This window comes from Pedosphaera parvula Ellin514 (assembly GCF_000172555.1).
GTDB lineage: Bacteria > Verrucomicrobiota > Verrucomicrobiia > Limisphaerales > Pedosphaeraceae > Pedosphaera.
This window is the reverse complement of sequence record NZ_ABOX02000003.1, coordinates 286,790-305,796: the sequence shown is the minus strand read 5'-3', so window position 1 is coordinate 305,796 and position 19,007 is coordinate 286,790. Positions and strand designations below refer to the sequence as shown.

General features: G+C 53.3%; 16 protein-coding genes. 14 read left to right on the top strand and 2 right to left on the bottom strand.

What is annotated here, in order from left to right; translation table 11 throughout:
- The 7 genes from CFLAV_RS03715 to CFLAV_RS03685 form a co-directional block, all read left to right on the top strand.
- Positions 1-823, top strand: an 823-nt coding sequence (locus tag CFLAV_RS03715; RefSeq protein WP_007413282.1) for a hypothetical protein, incomplete at its 5' end; no start/stop codon positions are given.
- 106 nt (positions 824-929) lie between these two features.
- Positions 930-2,501 (top strand): hypothetical protein, encoded by a 1,572-nt coding sequence (locus CFLAV_RS03710; RefSeq protein ID WP_007413281.1) that lies wholly within the window; start codon positions 930-932, stop codon positions 2,499-2,501.
- Positions 2,502-2,508: 7 nt separating this feature from the next.
- Complete coding sequence (locus CFLAV_RS03705) at positions 2,509-5,664, top strand: TolB family protein (protein WP_040546711.1); 3,156 nt, start codon at positions 2,509-2,511, stop codon at positions 5,662-5,664.
- Between the two features lie 567 nt (positions 5,665-6,231).
- Positions 6,232-6,801 carry a sigma-70 family RNA polymerase sigma factor gene (locus CFLAV_RS03700; RefSeq protein ID WP_007413279.1) on the top strand — a complete coding sequence of 190 codons (570 nt, stop codon included), beginning with the start codon at positions 6,232-6,234 and terminating at the stop codon, positions 6,799-6,801.
- A gap of 80 nt (positions 6,802-6,881) precedes the next feature.
- Positions 6,882-9,191 carry a serine/threonine-protein kinase gene (locus tag CFLAV_RS31770; protein WP_007413278.1) on the top strand — a complete coding sequence of 770 codons (2,310 nt, stop codon included), beginning with the start codon at positions 6,882-6,884 and terminating at the stop codon, positions 9,189-9,191.
- A 131-nt stretch (positions 9,192-9,322) separates the two neighbouring features.
- Positions 9,323-10,873 carry a tetratricopeptide repeat protein gene (locus CFLAV_RS03690; protein WP_007413277.1) on the top strand — a complete coding sequence of 517 codons (1,551 nt, stop codon included), beginning with the start codon at positions 9,323-9,325 and terminating at the stop codon, positions 10,871-10,873.
- Positions 10,874-10,883: 10 nt separating this feature from the next.
- Positions 10,884-11,690 carry a prepilin-type N-terminal cleavage/methylation domain-containing protein gene (locus tag CFLAV_RS03685; protein WP_007413276.1) on the top strand — a complete coding sequence of 269 codons (807 nt, stop codon included), beginning with the start codon at positions 10,884-10,886 and terminating at the stop codon, positions 11,688-11,690.
- Between the two features lie 21 nt (positions 11,691-11,711).
- On the opposite strand, the gene CFLAV_RS03680 is transcribed toward CFLAV_RS03685, so the two are convergent.
- Positions 11,712-11,972 carry an ankyrin repeat domain-containing protein gene (locus CFLAV_RS03680; RefSeq protein ID WP_341849383.1) on the bottom strand — a complete coding sequence of 87 codons (261 nt, stop codon included), beginning with the start codon at positions 11,970-11,972 and terminating at the stop codon, positions 11,712-11,714.
- A 97-nt stretch (positions 11,973-12,069) separates the two neighbouring features.
- Here CFLAV_RS03680 and CFLAV_RS03675 point away from each other — a divergent pair, with 97 nt between their 5' ends.
- Both CFLAV_RS03675 and CFLAV_RS03670 read left to right on the top strand, forming a co-directional pair.
- Positions 12,070-12,612 carry a hypothetical protein gene (locus CFLAV_RS03675; RefSeq protein ID WP_007413274.1) on the top strand — a complete coding sequence of 181 codons (543 nt, stop codon included), beginning with the start codon at positions 12,070-12,072 and terminating at the stop codon, positions 12,610-12,612.
- Complete coding sequence (locus CFLAV_RS03670) at positions 12,557-13,801, top strand: hypothetical protein (protein ID WP_160164477.1); 1,245 nt, start codon at positions 12,557-12,559, stop codon at positions 13,799-13,801. The genes CFLAV_RS03675 and CFLAV_RS03670 overlap by 56 nt, the downstream gene beginning before the upstream one ends.
- 126 nt (positions 13,802-13,927) lie before the next feature.
- On the opposite strand, the gene CFLAV_RS03665 is transcribed toward CFLAV_RS03670, so the two are convergent.
- Entirely contained in the window at positions 13,928-14,218 is a 291-nt protein-coding gene (locus CFLAV_RS03665) for an HU family DNA-binding protein (RefSeq protein WP_007413272.1), read from the bottom strand.
- 336 nt (positions 14,219-14,554) lie between these two features.
- On the opposite strand from CFLAV_RS03665, the gene CFLAV_RS03660 reads away from it, so the two are divergent.
- The 5 genes from CFLAV_RS03660 (at position 14,555) to CFLAV_RS03645 (ending at position 18,965) form a co-directional block, all read left to right on the top strand.
- Positions 14,555-15,277 (top strand): GntR family transcriptional regulator, encoded by a 723-nt coding sequence (locus CFLAV_RS03660; protein ID WP_007413271.1) that lies wholly within the window; start codon positions 14,555-14,557, stop codon positions 15,275-15,277.
- A 313-nt stretch (positions 15,278-15,590) separates the two neighbouring features.
- Positions 15,591-16,319, top strand: a complete 729-nt coding sequence (locus CFLAV_RS03655) for a DUF1559 family PulG-like putative transporter (RefSeq protein WP_007413270.1) — start codon at positions 15,591-15,593, stop codon at positions 16,317-16,319.
- Between the two features lie 288 nt (positions 16,320-16,607).
- Positions 16,608-17,459 (top strand): HAD-IIA family hydrolase, encoded by an 852-nt coding sequence (locus tag CFLAV_RS03650; protein WP_040546709.1) that lies wholly within the window; start codon positions 16,608-16,610, stop codon positions 17,457-17,459.
- Positions 17,456-17,605, top strand: coding sequence for a hypothetical protein (locus CFLAV_RS35410; RefSeq protein WP_160164476.1), 150 nt, complete (start codon positions 17,456-17,458; stop codon positions 17,603-17,605). The genes CFLAV_RS03650 and CFLAV_RS35410 overlap by 4 nt, the downstream gene beginning before the upstream one ends.
- On the top strand, positions 17,568-18,965 hold the full coding sequence (locus CFLAV_RS03645) for a glycerol-3-phosphate dehydrogenase/oxidase (protein WP_007413268.1): 1,398 nt from the start codon (positions 17,568-17,570) through the stop codon (positions 18,963-18,965). Before CFLAV_RS35410 ends, CFLAV_RS03645 begins: the two co-directional genes overlap by 38 nt.
- Positions 18,966-19,007 lie beyond the last annotated feature (42 nt).

The window sequence follows — 19,007 nt, the reverse complement described above, 5'->3', positions numbered from 1 at the left end:
CCGTCTTCCGCCGCAGGCTCCACGCGGAGTTAAAGTGGCAAACAACGTTCAAATACTTCCGCTTGGTGGCGGAGCAGTTACGAATCAGCAACGGTTGTTGATTTCATGGCAGCAGAACAATGATACCAACGATCTCGTCAGCGAATACTGGATTTATCGTTGGTCGAATCCCACGTTGGCTTTGACGAATGAAGTGACACCACTGAGCAATCGAGTGGGGGTGGTAACACATATCAGCAACACCAATGTAAACAGTTACCTGGATAGCAGCACGAATGCACCCACCGTGGCTGGAGTCAGCACTTACTGGTATACGGTGCGTGCGGTAAGCCAGGCCGCGTGCACACCTTTGTTTTCACCCAATAGTGGGCCGGCTTCGGGAGTATTGCGGCAACGTGACGGACCAGTTGCCACCACGGGAGATGTCGTGGGCAGTTGTGGCACACCCATCATCGCGTTTAAACAGTTTAATTTACTCACCAATGCGAACGGACCGGACGTTGCAAATTACAACATGCGGATTACCGTTCAGCGGCGCGATCCAGGAATTGCCTGGGTGCAAATCTCGGTGACCAATTATTTAAACCAGCCCATCAGTTATCCTTCCCAAACTTTTGGTCCACTCTATTTTCCACCTGATGGTGATACCGTTCAGGCGGATTATTCGCTTCCCGTCGGGGGAACGAATTTCCTCATGGATGCGACGTGCGTGGCGGGCACTTATTATGGAATAACCTCGGCTCCGGCGAGTTGCCATTTCGGGTCACCCGTTGCCACCAATCAAATCCGTGAAGCGTTCTTCCTTGCCCGGTCAGTTGGTTGAGACTGCACTGACAGTAAATGATCCTCTCCTGACTGGACTAAACCACGGGTGAACTTCTTGTCACAATCCTTTCATTGTCGTCGTTGATCCGAGTGGAACGGTGGGGATGCAGTTTGATTTTAATTCTGGCGCTTCACTTTTAATTCAGGTTTATACCAATTCAGTCTGGTCCAGCCTCGGCGTATTTACTCCGGATACGAATGGCCTCTATTGGGTGCCTTATCCGCCGTGCGTGCTCAAGGCTTTGCCGCCTTTCCAGGGATGCTTTGTGAATCTACCTAGCACCGGAGATTGCGCACAGCATGTTGCGCAGGCAGCGGACGGAGGGCCGATAGCGCCAATACGTATTCGTTTCAAACTTACACCGCGAACCCGTGAATATCGAATTTACCGCAGCGTGGATGATGGGCCGCTCAGTCTCGTGGCGCAGGGTGCGGCGGTATTTGATCCGGCCAATCCTAACAAACAGGTCGTTCGCACCGACGATGGCATGCCTCCAAGTGCTGCTCAGCTTTGTTACTTTGTGCAGGTTTTGGATGAGCACGGCAATGGCAGTCCATTGTCACCGATTGGGTGCAAACAGGTGAAGCCGGCAAAATTGCCCCGGCCAATCCTGGCCGAACCGCAGGCGATTGGCGTCATCGCCAATCCTCAAGTGTCGCTCACCTGGTTTTGTCCGACAAGCGGAGTGGCTCGTTTCCAGGTGAAAGTTGTCCGCGATGATCAACCCGGAAGTGGCAAACCCTCCGGCTTTGCCAGTCCTATTTTGAAGGCTCATATTAATTTCAAACCAGGTTCACTTTTTGCCGGTTTAATTAATAACAGCAAATACCTCCGTTTCGATGAAGCTTATTTGACTCCACGGACCGGAGCCGGTTTTGGCCCGGGGCCACAATTTACACTTCCTGTTAATGTTCTCGCCGGTGTGCCTTACACCATCTCCGTGGCGGCCATGGATGCACAAGGCAACGTGGGCGATTCATCTCCGGCCTGGAAGTTTACCTGGCAGCCACCCATCGTACTGCCCAGCGTTCCCTGGCCGGCCAGGCCGGTGCCCGCCGTAAAAATATTTGATGACAATTTAAGTCCCTCTGTTGCGCCTTATTTTCGCCCAAGAGTAGCCGCCGTCTTGCTGAAGGACGCCAATTTTCAGTTGGATCCGCTCTATCCGGTTGGAATTCGAATCGGTAATTGTGATACCGTCAATAATTTGATTTCCAACGTCCGCTCAACCAATTTCATTACCTACAATTTTGTCTCAGGAGATCCCAGGAATGATCCCCATGAATTGATTTTTAAGCGTCAATCTGCCGATCCATCTCATCGGGGAGAGTCGCTCCTGCCCATTGTTGTGTATCGTCAGCAAGTGACCAACGACACGTTCGCTCGTGTTTCCGGCAACCTCGTGCAGGTAACTCCCTTACTGGAACGAATCCCATATTACGTACAATTTGTCCCGAGGCAGGGGTCGTTTATTATTATTCCAGACCGACTGCTGGCGACGACCTTTGAAATTGATCCCATCTCCAATGCGAATGGAACTTTTTTATACTTGCGGGATCAACAGCCTGTAATACGCGGTGCCCGTTATCAATATTTTGTCGTGCGTTTTAACCAGAAGCATGAAGTGGCGGAAGTGATACCCGCCGGCCAGATCGATATTCCGCCAAATTTGTGAGGAAAAAGTGAAAGCAAATACCTCCAATTTTAAACCTTTGAATGCTCAGAAGCATTTGCAAATGGAACCGCATCGACGGGCTCAATCGGTCGATAGCATGTTCTGGATGCGACTGGTCCTCCTTTTATGCGCCCTTTTGATGATTGGTGGCATTCGGCAGACCGAGGCGGGTGTCGTTTATGAAACCCCCACGGAGTTCCTGGCCTCGGGCGATTTTAATGCGGATGGCAATATCGACGTGCTGGTGCTGGACAAGGCAACCGGCAATGCTCGCGTTGGTTATCAGGATACAAATGGCATTCTTTATTGGTCCGCCCCGCTTGTAACCGGACTCGAAAATGCCACCGGCTGTGCGATTGGAAGATTCCTGCAAACAAATCGCGATGCCGTAGCAGTTACGTCACCGGACTTGAACCGCATCAAGCTGGTCGATCTGTCCAACACAAATGTGGCGGGATCACCTGTGGTCATTACAACATCAGGCCTTGGACCCCATTCATTGGTCGGCTTGAAAAAACCACTCGGGGGCGTGGGAAATTCCTTTGACCATTTGCTGTCTGCAAGTTCCTACAATAACCTGCCCAGCGAGCGCCTGGACCTAACCAGCTTCTCACTTGGGGCATCGAGTCCTGCGGGTCAATTCAATGAAAACGGAATTTTCGCTCGACCAAATGCATTGCAACTCGGGACGAACGCTTTTGATTTTGCCATGGGTCTGGTTCGCGGAACCAATGATACCTTGCATATTTGGCAATTCACCAATTCGCCCGGATTGCTGACAACTTACAGTAATCTGCCGCCACTGAGTGATTATGCAGTGGGACGATTCAACGGTGAAACACTGCCTCGAGTTGCTTTCTACGTTCCCGGGCAATCCAATATTTCCATTGTTCAGCTCACAAACATTTCCGGCGCATTGAGTTTCGGAACTTCTATTGCAATTTCGCTTACGAACGCCATTGAAGGTGTTTATTACGTGGCTGGCACGAACGGAGATGGATCTCTTCAAGTGCAATTTGGCGATGGAATTCAAGGCATACGCCTGCCTGGAAACTCCCCGATATTGGGTGCTGCATATCGTAACGGATCTGGTGCCACCGGACTGGTTCCACTGACAAATGACAAATTTGCACTCCTGACCGCGCCGACGGGGACTGTAACTTCCGTGCATGCGCAGGTGATGCAATATAACGGGAACGGTTACACGCAAATCAGCGCTGGAGATTTGCCGGCCATCAGTTCGCATACCACCCGCGCCAATGTCTGGCTTTTCCAGAAGGAACCTTTTGTTTCCTCCGCGCCCGGATTCATTGCTTCCTTAAGTTCTCCCGACTGGAGCACGCTGGTGACCGGTTTGCCGGGAAGTTTAAACGTGCGCAAGGAGAGTGATGCCGGCGCGAGCACCGGCCTCGGAAATGCCAGCACCAATAGTCCCGGTGCACCACCGCAAGGTGCGGCCTATGGAGTGCCGGACCAGTATCTGGATTCAATTTCTTTATTCAGTTATGCCAGTCCGCGCCCTGCAGAACCAGTCGTCGTTACGATTACACCGCCTCCGGCCAGCTATCCCGGCCCAATCCAGGTTTCTTTTTCCACGCTCAATGCCAGCGACAAGGTGTTCTACCGTACCGGGCCAACAAATGCGTGGCAGCAATATGCGGCGACATTTCAATTGACCAACGACACCACTGTTCAATATTACGGAACCAATTCCTCAGCCAACTCTCGTTCAAGTCTGGTGTCGGCAAAGTACCTGCTGGCCAGCAACAACAAGGGCCCCGAACAACCGCTAATCGTTGATCCATTTGCCGGCACCAATAACCCGCCAATCTTTAATACGAACCAGGTTACTATTTCCTACAATGGAACCATCTTTTATAGCCGCCGCTCGGGAACTACTGGCAGCATCTGGTCGATTGATTTGGACGGCGCAGGGGACGACTACATTACGTCTGGAATCAGGCCGCGGGTTTCGCACGATGGGCAGTGGATGGCTTTTCTGCGCGAGGGAAACCCATTTGCCGGCCAAGGAAACATCTGGGTAAGGAATCTCGTCAGTGGTCTTGAACAAAGAATACTCGTTAATACCAACAGCATTGTCAGCTATGACTGGGATCTTAGCGGCACCAATCTGGTTATTGACTATGCTTGCAAGCTTTGGCGATTGGGACTCAACGGTTCACTTGCACTTTTACCACTGAACGAAAACTGTGCTGACGTTGCTCCGGTGGTAAATCCTCTCGACGGTCGACTTGCCTATTTTAATTTGAACCCGAATGCCCTTAATCCAGGAATTTCGGTGACTACTCCCGATCTCGCTACAGGAGTTCATTTCAATCTGAATGTTTTTGGCGCAAGTTGGCCATCATGGTCTCCGGACGGGCAAAACCTGGTGTTCGTGGATAGTAACGATTATTCCTCCGTTGATAAGGGAACGAATCTGTATCTGGTCCATTCGGATGGAACCGGGGTGCACCAGATGACGCGACTCAATGCGGCTCCCAATGGCTTTCCGCATGGGGCAATCTGGTCTCCGTCTGGTGATGCCCTGGTTAGCGCAGGCACTGTAAATGGTACCAATGGCCTGTACGTATTGCCGCTCTTTGACGATGTTTGTGCCTGCACTGCATTGCGCCTGCCGACAACTCCGGGTGACCCGATCGATTTTGTCGGCTCCATCGCAGTCGCTGCTGCGCCACAACCTCAATTCGGCAAACCGGGATTATTCATTCGTCTCGATCCCAACGATGTAGTCGTTTATTGGAGCACAAATTATGTGGGATATGTGCTGGAAGCCACCGGCAATGCTACAGTCACCTCGGTTTGGTCTACAGTAAATGGCCCATATATCCCGTCCGGTTTCTTCTACGAACATCGGGAACCAAAAACAAACCTCCTGGCTAGACAGTTCTTCCGGCTCCGGTTCGGAGGATTGGCTCTGAATGCACCAACGCTTTCGATCCATGTTGAAACCAATCAACTGGTGATCAACTGGTCCACCAACGCCACCGGCTTCACCTTGGAATCCAAAACGGATGTGTCTCCAGCCACTTCTTGGACGACCGTCAGCGGCCCATATACCATCTCCGGTAGTTTGATGGAAAAACGAAAAGCGATCTCCTCTCAGCAGTCCCAGGAATTCTTCCGATTGCGTAAACCCTAATCCTTCTGCAGCCAATTTCGTCACCCAGGATTAAGGTTCGAGGTCACCCCGAACTATTTCATAACTGCCGCGTCATGTTTTCGCCTTGGACATGAATTGGCTACCGCGGCCCATCCTGCTTAAACGCCAATGGGTGAACCCCGAACGCAAGACGCTGTATCAGCCTTGCTGTGTTGGTTCCTTATATTTGTGGGTTTTGAACCATTCCTGGACGGCAAACAGCTTGCCCGCCCGGCACAAGGCACAAAGTTGTTTGTAATCATGAGGCAGCGGCGGTCGGGTGTTCTTGGCCCGCGATCGCGCCTGAGGCATTGCTTCCTTTTGGACTTCAACTGCCTCTGGCCTCGTTCCATAGTCCTGCGGGTCTAAATTCAGCTGGAGTTTATATGATTAACTTTTACTGGTATAAAACTTTATTGTTCAAGTACAGCTTGTGTACACAAACAATAAAGTTTGTAACCCAGCAGGGCCAACGATCGAAGGCACGCCAGGAAAGTAGACCGAAGCATATGCCGTCGTACGTTTGATCTTGATTTGAGGTTCCTGTTCTGGGATTCGTCACTCCTGGTGAGTGAGATCACGCTTATTCTAAACGCTGTCGAGCAAGGGGATTCCAAGGCAGCGGCGAAGTTGTTGCCCTTGGTTTATGGTGAACTACGACGGCTGGCGGCGTGGCTGCTCGCGAACGAGAAGCCGGGCCAAACCCTGCAGGCGACTGCGCTGGTGCACGAGGCCTATCTGCGCTTGGTCAGCAAGGAAGACCCGGGCTGGCAAGGGCGGCGGCATTTCTTCGGCGCCGCCGCGGAGGCCATGCGCCGCATCCTGGTGGAAAACGCCCGCCGCAAAAAACGCCTGAAACATGGCGGACAATGGGAACGTGTGGACGTGGAGGCGTTGGACATTGCCTCACCCATGCCGGATGACGATTTGCTGGCGCTGGATGAAGCGCTGGATGGATTGGCCGAGGTTGATCCGCGCGCGGCCGAACTGGTAAAGCTTTGTTACTTTGTCGGACTCACCCAGGAGCAGGCGGCCAAGGAACTCAATATTTCCATCAGCACGGTTGAGCGGACCTGGGCTTTCGCCCGGGCCTGGCTGTTCCGGGAAATTCAAAAAGGGCAGAATCCTCCAGCATAAATTTCTTGAACTTCAGTGAGGGGATTGACCGGAAAACGGCGCAGGGAAGAAGTGATGGGCAATTGCAACGAGACAATTTAATGGAACTGGATTCTGAACGCCTCAAGGAAATCTTCTCGCTGGCGCTGCTGCGGAAGTCGCCGTCGGAACAGGAATGTTACCTGGCCGAAGCTTGCCACGGCGACGCCGAATTGCGCCGCCAGGTGGAATCGCTATTGCAGGCGCATGAGCAGGCGGGGGAGTTTCTTGGCCAGGCCGGGAAACTACTCCCCTCCAGTTTCAGGGCCGAGTGCGCCGGAGCGATGATTGGACGCTACAAGCTGCTGGAACTCATTGGCGAAGGCGGCTTCGGCACCGTTTGGATGGCGGAGCAGGTGGAACCGGTGCGGCGGCGGCTGGCGCTCAAAGTCATCAAACCCGGCATGGACACCAAGCAGGTCCTGGCCCGCTTCGAGGCCGAGCGGCAGGCCCTGGCCATGATGGATCATCCGAGCATCGCGCGAGTGTTTGATGGCGGGGCGACCGACAATGGCCGTCCGTATTTCGTGATGGAACTCGTGCGCGGAATCCGCATCACGGATTATTGCGACGCCAACAAGCTCTCCACGCGCGAAAGATTGCTGTTGTTCATCCAGGTCTGCCAGGCCGTGGAACACGCGCACCAAAAAGGCATCATCCACCGCGACCTCAAGCCGTCAAACGTTCTCGTCACCGAAGTGGATGGCGCGCCCGTGCCCAAGGTCATTGACTTCGGCGTGGCCAAGGCGATGCAGGCACGGCTCACGGAGTTGACGCTCTTCACCGGGTTGCATCAGATGATTGGGACGCCTTCCTACATGAGTCCGGAGCAGGCCGGGTTGGGCGCGCTGGACATGGACACGCGCAGTGACATCTATGGGCTCGGCGTCCTGCTTTACGAATTGCTCACCGGCCAGACGCCCCTGACCAAAGAGGAATTTGACAAGGCGGGCCTGGATGAAATCTTCCGGCTGGTCCGGGAACGAGATCCACAAAAGCCATCCACGCGCCTCAGCGCTCTCACGCGCGAGGAGCTTACGACAGTGGCCGCCCAACGCCAGGCTGAGCCGGCCAAACTCAACCGGCTTCTGACCGGCGACCTGGATTGGATTGTCATGAAGGCGCTGGAGAAGGACCGCCGGCGGAGATATGAAAACGCCAGCAGCCTTGCCTCTGATCTTGTGCGGCACCTCAACAACGAACCGGTGATGGCACGGCCACCGAGCAATATGTATCGGCTGCAAAAGGCGTGGCGACGAAACCAGACAGTTTTCGCCTCTGCCATCATGATAGCCTTGGTGCTAGTGTCGACCACGGGCATCAGCGTCTGGCAGGCCATTCGTGCCACCCGGGCTGAGACCCTGGCCAAACAGCGCCTGGCTGAATCGGAAGCCATCTCCAAATCTCTCTCGGATATGTCAGAGCACTCTTTTACGGTCGGGTTGATGGATGATAACCGGCCGATTTTTGCCTTTGACGATGCTGGCCGTCACGCGGCCATCGATCTGCGGGAGCAGATACTGGTGTTCAACATCAAAGTGCACGGTCTGGAAGCCCCCGACACGATTAGCGCGATGGAAAATCTGGCGGATTCTTACGAGGGAGTTCACCGCATCGAAGAGGCTATCAAACTGCGTGAGGAGGTGCTGACATTTCGCCGCAAAATGAGCGGTCCATCAACCGTGGACACGATCAACGCAATGGGAAAGCTGGCGGGATCCTACTATTCCGCGGGCCGCAGCCGGGAGGCGACCGCCTTGTTGGAAAACGTCTGCGAACTGGAACCAACGAACTCGCTGGCTTCACTCCGGCTTGCTGCCTTGGAGGCGTGGTTTGGTCAGGGCACCAATTATGAAGCCACCCGCCGCCGGCTTGTTGATCAACCGGAGAGAACGAACAACACCGAAATGGAGAAACATGACGCTGCCATTTATGCGGAGCGCGCGGCCAAAGTCTATTGCCTGCTGCCCTCCGCGGATGCCGCCCGACAGGCGAAGGTCCTTCACCTCGCACAACTCTCGGTGGAGCTTGGCGATACCAACGATTGGGGTCAACTGGCACTCGGCATGGCTGAATATCGCAACGGCCAATACGCTGCCGCCGAACATTCCCTGAAAATAGTGGAACAGGCGATGGCTGATAAGCGTCCCGAAGTTCAGGGAACCGCCAGGCTGTTCAGGGCCATAAGCCTGTTTCGCCAGAACAAACCAGCAGAAGCCCGGAAGCTGTTTGGCGAGGCTGAGGCACAAATACCATTCCCGGCGGACGAGCGCAGACCGTTCGCTGAACAGGGCATCTTCAGCCCCTACAATCAGGAGTTGCTAATCTGCTGGCTGGCTGTTAGGGAGGCCAGGTCCTTGCTAAAGCGCTGAATCATTGCTTGTAAACAAACGACCCAAACCCGTCCGGATGGATTTTTCAATTTTGATGAGGGGATCGGCCTGCAAAAAGCGCATGGAAGGAGGAACGGCTGCCGAAGCCAAAAAACTCGGCAAAATTACTTATGATCAGGCGGATTCATTTTTTATTAACAGTTTTTGCGCTCCTGTGTGGAATAATCGCCCCTCAGACCACGGCGGCCCAGGAACTAAACGTCGAGGATTCGGTTAAACAGGCAATGGCTCTCGCGCGAGCTGGCAAGCTGGCTGAGGCGGAAGAACCGCTGAACCGCCTGCTGGATCAAACCAATGGCAAAACGATCCCGAAGGCCAAAATCCTTCTCATTCGCGCTTACCTTCGCGGTGAAAATGCCCGATTTCAGGAGGCCGCCACCGACCTGAAACAAGTGATCGAAATAGACCCTTCCGACCACATACCGTGGTTCTTGTTGATGCCGCTCCTGGTTCAAACCGGGGATATGGGAGAATACAGAAACTACTCCAAAGGTATGTTGCAGCGCTTTGGCAATAGCACCAACGCCCCGATTGCCGAGCGGACAGCCAAATGTTTCCTGCTGATGCCCGCCGCCGGCAGTCCGGACGATTTGACCCAGGCCGCCAAAGTGGCCGAAAAAGCCGTCGCACTTGCAAAAAATGGCGAGTGGCTGCATTGGCGGCTCATGACCAGAGGCTTGTCGGAATATCGCCAGGGACATTTCGCCCGCGCAATCAAAACAATGGAGCTGGCTCAAAAAGAACTGACCAAGGCAGAGGATGGCGCGTGGAATATGTGCCAGGCAGACACTTATTTTGTTTCAGCCATGGCGCACCATCAACTCAAACAAATGGACAAGGCAAGCACGGCTTTCGGGCATGGTCGCGTCATCGTGCTGACAAAATTACCGAGCTTGGACAGCAAGGATTTGAGCCCGGGCTGGATGGATGTTTTGATGACTTATATCCTCATGCACGAAGCCAAAACGACCATTGAAAGCGCAACCGTCGCCGCAATCGCACCGCGAGGCATTACTTCCATCCCGGCGCTGGCGAAAGATCAACCGGGTTTCCTCGGTCCGGCAAATTCAGGTGCCGAAAGCGGTTTTGCCACATGGTACTCTGGAGTCCTTGGGGGCGGTTCGGTGTCGATTGGGAACGATGATCCGGCAACGGGTTATAATTATTTCAGAATCGGCATCACGAATGCCTCCGCCTACGGAACCAATCACGCCGATCTGCGCAGCGAAATGTTCCCGCTGAGGCTCAATCGCGGGCCTTTCACTCTGTCGTTTGCCTATAAGCTGCCCGACACGGTCAAGCCGGGAGATAATATTGACGTGGACTTACGGTTTTTCGGCGAGGGCAAGGATAACTTTCTTGGCCAGACAGTGCTCAATGTCGGTTCAAGCACCGGTGATTCGGAAATGACCCAATACAAAACAATGACCGCAACCAACATCCTGGCCCCCAAGGGAGCTGTCAAAGCAGACGTCTGGGTTGTTGCCAATATCAGAGGACCGTGGACTTCCGGCTTTGCTCAATTCGACAATTTCTCGGTCACTGCCACTCCCGCACGATCCCGGACAGGAATTTTTGCTGGCGCGGGAATATTCTCTGCCCTGGCCGCCTGCCTGGCGGTAACGCTTTTTGTGCGTCAGCGGCGCAGGCAAATGCCATGAATGGAATCGTATGACTCCAAGCCGCAAACGATATGTCCAGACTCACCTGCCTGCCAGTCTCCAGGCGCGGGCCTCGTTCGCTTTTACTCTGGTCGAATTGCTTGTGGTGATCGCAATCGTTGCGATTCTGGCAGCCCTGCTGCTCCCGGCACTCAGCCGGAGCAAAGCCACCGCTTTGCAGATTCAATGCCTGGGACAAACCAAACAATTGGCGCTGGCCCTCCAGATGTACGCCAGCGATAACCACGAGTTCATGCCGTGGCCAAATTGGGGATCCCGCTTCCAAGGCTGGTTATACACGCCCACCAACGGTGGACCGCCGGAACCCTCCAATCCGCCAGAAGCAGTCTATGCCGGCGGTTTGCTTTGGCCGTATGTCAAACAGGTTAAAGTTTATTGGTGCCCCACTGATTACACCAACACACCGTATTTTTCCGAACGGCTGGAACAACTTTCCAGCTACATTATGAACGGAGCCATCATAGGATACTCTATGGCGCCACCAGCCTCCAAAACCCACAAACTCTCAGATATGAACCCCTCCGCCTTCGCAACCTGGGAACCCAGCGACCAACCTCCCTACAACCCGCGACTGGTCTTCAATGATGGCGCCAGTTATCCTATCGACGAGGAAGGACCAAGCCCACGCCACCGTTCCGGTTGCAACGTCACTTCGTTTGACGGCCATGCTCAATTTCTGAAATCCACCGAGTTCCAGCACGAGCAGCTCAACACCCCCGGCCTGCTTTGGTGCGATCCCGACTCCTCCAGCGGCACCGGTGGTCATCTGGGCAGCGATTGCGGCCTTTGGAAATAGCCAGCCTTCGACTCCAAATCGTCATGTCGCGATACTTCCACCTTCCGCTCCAAGAAGCAGGCGCCTGACCTCATTATACCTCTGGATGGAAGCGTCGTCATCCCTCTCGTCCGGAAGTGTGATATTCGTAACAAACGCCAGCTTTGCCTCGGCAAGCTCACGCGCCGACCGCGCTTTGCGTCCGCGTTGTTTGGCTTGTCGCGCAAGCGGCTCCGCACCCGCATCAAGCAATATCCAAACGACTGCCGGATGACCACGAAACGCAGCACGCATGAGCGGAATCGTGCCGCTACAACCTTAACCTCGGCATCCGCCCGAATCAGGGCCAGGAGCAGGGGGGATTCAAATAATCGATATCGGAAATCTTAAGCAAATCACGATGGCCGTCCAATTGTACGCGACTGATAACGGCGACATTTTGCCCTGGCCGAATTGGAAAAGCGGAGATCACTCCGGGCGTCCCGGCTGGCTATATGCCCTGGACAATTCGGGCACTGGCCCGGCGCAATTTAAGATTGAAAGGGGATTGCTTTGGCCCACGTTGGCAAGTCAGAAAATCTACCTATGTCCCATGGATGACACCAACAGCGCTCTTTTCCGCGAGCGCGAGCAACAGCTGTCCAGTTACGCGATGAACGGTGCCGTGGTTGGTTATGACCGAACCAATTTTCCAACCGCCAAATTGGGCAGCATGCGGCCGGATGACGTTGCCTTCTGGGAAACGGAGACCCAGCCAGAATACTTCAACGACGGTGCAAACTTTCCGGCGGAGGGCGTCAGTGAACGTCATCTCAACGGAGCGATTAACGCCACATTTGGCGGCTCGGTGGGTTACGTCCGCCTGGGTGCCTGGTACCTCCAGGTGTATGACACGAATAAAAACAGTCTTTGGTGCTACCCCGACTCTCCGGATGGTCGATGATTTAAATTACGTTTTGCGGACTTACGTTTCGAAACTTTTGCTCACGGGAGCCGTTTGTTTCACCGTCGCAGTTCTCGTCTCCGGTTGCCGGAAATCGGAGCGGGAATCTGCGGAACGAGCAGCCATCGCGCGACACCAACAGGAAGTGCAGCGGCAAAAGGAGTTTCGAAAGGTGCTACAAGGCCCGGAGGCAGCGCGTATAAACAAGAGCGTGGAGTTTCTCGCCCTGCTTCACCACAACGGCCAGTTGCCGGGAATTGCGAAGCATGACCATGGAATGCTGCGTTTGGAGAAGCCGCCCCTGGTAAGCCCGAACGGGCCTTATTATTGGTCCCTGCAACTTCACGTTATCACCAAAGACTCTCCTCCCCGAAACTATTTTTATGTTCTCGTGCAGACGTATAGCAACAGCGACTTCCAATTGCAGAAGGCCTGGCGCGCCGATGCCTCCGGAAAAGTCGTTGAAACCTATCCCATCAAACTTACGCCGACCATGGCGAAGGCTCACATGGCTTTCCTCGGGCCGGCAAATCCGGGAGCGGAAAACGGTTTCGCGGGCTGGTACACTGGAGTCCTCGGCGGGGGGACGGTGGTGATTGACAATGCTGATCCGGCGACGGGCTTAAACTCTTTCAGAATCGGAATCACCAACGCGGCTGCCCACGAAACTAATCACGCCGACATCCGGAGCGAAATGTTCCCGCTGGAGCGCGCGCGTGGGCCATTCACCTTCGCGTTCGCGTATAAGTTGCCGGGCAAGGTCAACCCCGGAGACAATATTGACGTGGCTTTCCGGTTCTTTGGAAGGGAGGGAGACTTTCTTGGCCAGACCGTGCTCCATGTCGGTTCAAGCACGGACGATTCGGAAATGCTTAAATACAAAACGATGACCGCAACCAACCTCTTCCCGCCCAAAGGAGTTGTCCAGGCGGATGTCTGGATCGTCGCTAATATAGGCGACCCTTGGACTTCGGGCTATGCACATTTCGACAACTTCTCGGTCACCGTCGTTCCGGCACGATCCCGGGCGGGAATTTTCGCTGGCATGGGAATATTTGCAGCCCTGACCGCGTGGCTGATTGGAACGCATCGTGTGCGCCACCGTCGCAAACGGCGTAACCGTTACCCCAGCCCTTTCAATTACCCACAAGTTTTGCTGCCAACGAAAAGCCCAACTGGATGTCATTGATTCGCGACAGGCCCCGCCGCATGGCCACTTTCAATCACTGATAAAGCTCTTTCGTTTCAAACAATGGCCGTAAAGAAAAAAGGCACTCTGAAGTGAATCAGAGTGCCTTTGTTGGAAGTTGAAAAATTACTTCTTAACGCCGAGGATCGCATCCTTGGCTGCCTTGGCGACGCGGAACTTCACGACGCGCTTGGCGGCGATCTTGATGGTTTCGCCAGTAGCAGGATTGCGGCCCATGCGGGCTTTGCGATTGACCAAAACGAGCTTGCCTAAACCAGGAATGGTAAAGGTGTTCTTGGCATTCTTGTAGGCAAGTTCTGCCAGATGATCGAGGATTTCCACCGCTTGCTTCTTGGTGATTTGATTCTTTTCAGCGATTTCCGCTGCCAATTGGGATTTAGATAAGGCTTTAGCCATGGCGGGACACTAAAGCCTACACTCGCTTATGAAAAGAGAAATTTAACGTTTTTCCTGAGGAATTTTCGATTTCACACCGCTGCAGTTCGATCCCAACACGATTACAACGAAACATGTTGCGGCAGTAATTCGACACGGGAGGTGTGTCATCGCCTGAAAATTCTGAAATCGGTCAGATTCGCGAGCAGGCTGTTTACTTATGAATTGCTCAACAATGGCGGATCTATTAGGATAAATGCAAGTTTCACAAGAACGTTTGATTGTTGCGATTTGTTGTCTCATGCAGCGCCTAAAAATCGTTGGTGATGACGGCAGGCCGCAACCAGATTGACCATCATGCAAGAGCCATACAGTCCGCCAAAGTATTTTCAGATCCGTCGGGATATTATCTCGATGGTTCAACGAGGGGAACTTGCCCCGGGAAATCCCGTGCCTTCTGAAAACGAGATTATCGAGAAATACCAGGTGAGCAATACCACCGCGCGAAAGGCTTTGCACGAGTTGGAGAAGGAGGGGTGGGTCACTCGCATTAAGGGGAAGGGGACCTTCGTCAAGAATTACACGGTGGTGCGCGCCATCAACCGGATTTTTGGCTTCACCAAGAACATGATTGAAGCTGGTCGCAAGCCGGCCACTAAGTTAACCGGGTTTCATTTGCGCAAAGGAGATCATACCCAGGTCGTAAATGGCAGAGAGTTTACGATGCGTGGCCCGTACTGCGAGATTGAACGAGTGCGTTATGCCGATGGCATTCCGATGATGAGTGAGACGCGGTATATCTCGCTTCAGTTTTGTCCTGAGATACATCGCCGCAACCTGGAGCATTCGTTGTATCAAATTTTTGAGAAGGACTACGGAATCGTGCTCACCGAAATCAATCAGATGGTGAGCGCTGTAATCATAGAAGGGGCGGCCCTCGAAGTATTTCAGTTGGAAAAACCCAGTCCTGCATTCCGTGTGGAAGGGGTTTCGTTCTGTGGCAAAGATATGATCGTTGAAATGGAGGATTCTGTTTACCGGGGGGACATGTATCGGTTTGCTGCCAAGGCAGTGCGGTGAGGGGGATGAGAATTTCCGCAAGTCGTTTCTTGCTCGTATCTCTGTAGTAACGGAATTGTAACTTGGGCTCGAATCAAGGATGTAGTCTAATTTTCCCTGAACATGTTGCCAGGTAATGCCGCTCACCGCGTGAAGCAGCAGGCCAGCCAGCCGGGCAAAAAACAAACAAAATTATTGACGTTGGAGTGAAAAAGGCATACCTAGTGCGTTAACGCACGAATCTGGTGTTTTCGACACTCGCGTCCGATGGAGCTGGATCAAGCTGAATCAATTAAGAACAGGTTTGGAGTAGCAAAAAAAGAAGAGTAGAAGTATGAAAAAATTATCGCGCTTCCCTGGAAAAGGGAATTCCAGCACCTGGGCTTTCACCCTGATCGAACTCCTGGTAGTTATCGCGATTATTGCGATTTTGGCGGGATTGCTGCTTCCAGCGCTGGCAAGGGCCAAGGCAAAGGCGCAACGCACAGGTTGTTTGAACAATTTGAAACAACTTGGTCTTGGATGTCAAATGTACGCCGATGATTTTCGCGGCCATTATACAGCTCCTTCGTGGGTGTATAATCCATCCGAAGTTCCTGGATCCGATCGCGATGACCGCGATGATGATTTATCATTTCTTTACCCCTTGTACGTTTCGACACTGAAAAGCTATACCTGCCCCAGCACCGCGAATTTTATTGATCCAAACAATACAACCATCAAACCGGATGGGACAAAGATTCCACGGGGGACTGCATACAAGGCGAATGGCAAACCGGGGACAAACGGGCTGAGCTTTGAGACTTTGGGCTGTTTTAATGGCGCTAGAGGCCCCAAGAAGAAAGCTTCAACAGTCGTAAAGCCATCGGAAACGTTTCTAACGGTCGATGCGGACGATGTTACAGACCCAAAGGATGTTAATAACTATCCAGACTTCAAGGACGATAACCATGGTGCAGATGGCGCCAATATGAATTTCTGTGATGGTCATGCGCAGTGGATTACCCAAAAGCGATGGCACATTGTATGGGACTACTCCCAAACCAATGTGCTCGCGAATTAAGCTTCTTCCGTTACCCACCAACCAAAACTTACCAATGAAACAAGCATTGTCAGCCTAAATGGTTTCGCCGGCTGCCTATGCATCGGCACGCGCTGATATATTATACGCCTAAGTGGGATTTTGATTTTCTTGATTGCAATAACATAAATTTGTTGACTTCAGTCCCCTTGAATTATAGTAACTTAGTGCGTTAACGCTGGCTGGCCCATTTGGATGGTAATTGCAGCTCAAAGAGTTTGCGAACAGACTCAACGCTTTCCGTAAATCAGATGAATAAAGCCATTTACTATGCTCCATTGTAAGATGCACCCCGAACAACTGCGTCAAGTACGTCATGTCGCCCTCGACATGGACGGAACCATTTACAGTGGCGGAACGCTGTTTAAATTCACCATCCCTTTTCTCGCTTTGCTTCGTGAGTTGGGCATTGGCTATACGTTCCTTACCAACAATCCGTCCAAAAACGTCGCCGACTATCTGCAACATCTCCAACGCATGGGCATTGCCGCCTCGGTGGATCAACTTTACACCTCCACCCAGGCCACTATCGAATATTTGCAGGGTCATCTGCCCGAAGTCCGCCGACTTTTCGTGCTCGGGACACCCAGCATGTGTCGAGCTTTTGAATCTGCCGGTTATTCCTTGCTTCCTGACGATCCCAATGAGGAGCCTGACGCTGTGGTCGTCGGTTTTGATTTGACTCTTACTTACTCGCGCCTCTGCCGGGCTGCCTGGTGGATCAAGCAGGGGAAGCCTTACGTTGGAACCAACCCCGATCGCGTCTGCCCAACCGATCAACCCACGGTGCTCGTCGATTGTGGAGCCATCCTCGCCGCCTTGGAAACCGCCACGGGCCGCGCTCCACAAGCTGTCCTTGGCAAGCCCGATGTCGCCATGCTTCGTGGCATCCTGCAACGCTACAATCTTGCGCCGCAGAATCTCGCCATGGTAGGCGACCGGCTTTATACTGATATTGTAATGGCTCAACGCGCCGGTTCGGTAGGGGTTCTGGTGCTTACTGGCGAAACCGCCGAGCAGGAAGCTGCCGATTACTCGCCCAAACCTGAGCTGATAGTTCCATCCCTCGCCGAATTCGGCGGGTTGTTGCAGGCGGCTCACGCTCAAACGGCAATCAGGTGAACTCTCCTTCTTCACAACAGCGAACTGAAGCCTTCGAACGAATCTCCCAGGTTCCCCTCGACGTCTTGATCATCGCCGTTGGAATCGTCGGCTCTGGCATCGCGCGTGATGCTGCCATGCGCGGCCTGCGAGTCGCCCTCGTTTGAGCAGCACGATTTCGCCTTTGGAACCAGCAGCCGCTCAAGCCGGCTCCTGCACGGGGGCATCCGCTATCTGGCGCAAGGTCGCGTGAAACTGGTTCACGAAGCCAGTGTTGAAAAGCGCATCATCCAACAAATTGCGCCGCATGTAGCCGAACCACTGGCGTTTATTTTCCCCACCTATAAGGGAACGGATTGGCCGCTCTGGCAATTGCGTATTGGCGTCAAAATTTACGACCTTCTTTGCAGCGGCAAAAACCTGGGGAAATCCAGCTCCCTCTCCCAAAACAAAACTTTGGAGCAACTGCCCAGATTAAAATCGGAACGACTCACTGGTGCTGTGCGCTATTACGACGGCTTGACCAATGACGCACGCCTCGTTCTTGATACGCTCCGTTCCGCGTCAAAGAGCGGAGCTACTCTGCTCAACTATTGCAAATTTCAAACATCCACCTTTGCAAACGAAAACTGGACCTGCAAAGTCACGGATCAACTCACCAATCGCGCTTACGATCTGCAAGCGCGTGCAGTGGTGAATGCCACCGGTCCATGGGCTGATGGATTGCCTCACAGTTCTGTAAAACTCCGTCTCGCCAAAGGCATCCACATTGTAGTGGAGCGAAGTCGGTTGCCCGTTCCTGATGCCGTCGTCATTACCGAGGGCAAACGCATTCTGTTTGTGATTCCGTGGGGCGAACGTCTGATTATTGGAACGACTGATACCGATTATAAAGGCTCCCTGGACGATGTTCGGGCGGATCAAAGCGACATTGATTATGTGCTTCGCACTGTCGCCGAATTCTTCCCCCAGGTGAAACTGGTCCAAAGGGATATCATCAGCACCTGGGCTGGACTGCGCCCCTTAATTGCCGATCCCAATGGCAAGCCTTCGGACATTTCCCGTGCACACGAGATTATGAATCCCGAACCGGGTTGGTGGGATGTCGCTGGCGGCAAGTTGACAACGTATCGCCTCATGGCTGAGCAAACGGTTGACGCCATTTTGAAAAATACTCTGGGGCAGGCAATAAAACCATCCCACACCGCAGAAGAACCTCTGTTGCCCGAAAGTGAAACTCGCGGTATTAGTGCCATCGTTCCTCCTGAATTCAACAATCGCGCCGTACAACACTTCTGTACCCGCGAATGGGCCGTCCATTTGGATGACGTCATGATTCGCCGCACCAGTTGGCATTATTATTACCGCGATGCAGCAGAGAAAGCCGGGCGCGTCGCGGATTGGATGGCAGAATTTTTAGGCTGGTCGGCAGCCGAACGTGATGCTGAATTGAAGCGTTACTACGCGGCAACCGGCATTGAAGGCAGTCCTGGAACTCGTCAATTTGCGGCCAAGGTCGGATCGTAACATTAAAATGATTTCAATCGTTCTTTCGGAACGGTAGTCTTC

Coding starts and splice junctions, on each gene's coding strand:
- CFLAV_RS03710 (WP_007413281.1), top strand. CDS start 930: ATGCAGTTTGATTTTAATTCTGGCGCTTCACTTTTAATTCAGGTTTAT.
- CFLAV_RS31770 (WP_007413278.1), top strand. CDS start 6,882: ATGGAACTGGATTCTGAACGCCTCAAGGAAATCTTCTCGCTGGCGCTG.
- CFLAV_RS03690 (WP_007413277.1), top strand. CDS start 9,323: ATGATCAGGCGGATTCATTTTTTATTAACAGTTTTTGCGCTCCTGTGT.
- CFLAV_RS03685 (WP_007413276.1), top strand. CDS start 10,884: ATGACTCCAAGCCGCAAACGATATGTCCAGACTCACCTGCCTGCCAGT.
- CFLAV_RS03675 (WP_007413274.1), top strand. CDS start 12,070: ATGGCCGTCCAATTGTACGCGACTGATAACGGCGACATTTTGCCCTGG.
- CFLAV_RS03670 (WP_160164477.1), top strand. CDS start 12,557: ATGACACGAATAAAAACAGTCTTTGGTGCTACCCCGACTCTCCGGATG.
- CFLAV_RS03665 (WP_007413272.1), bottom strand. CDS start 14,218: ATGGCTAAAGCCTTATCTAAATCCCAATTGGCAGCGGAAATCGCTGAA.
- CFLAV_RS03660 (WP_007413271.1), top strand. CDS start 14,555: ATGCAAGAGCCATACAGTCCGCCAAAGTATTTTCAGATCCGTCGGGAT.
- CFLAV_RS03655 (WP_007413270.1), top strand. CDS start 15,591: ATGAAAAAATTATCGCGCTTCCCTGGAAAAGGGAATTCCAGCACCTGG.
- CFLAV_RS03650 (WP_040546709.1), top strand. CDS start 16,608: ATGCTCCATTGTAAGATGCACCCCGAACAACTGCGTCAAGTACGTCAT.
- CFLAV_RS03645 (WP_007413268.1), top strand. CDS start 17,568: ATGCTGCCATGCGCGGCCTGCGAGTCGCCCTCGTTTGAGCAGCACGAT.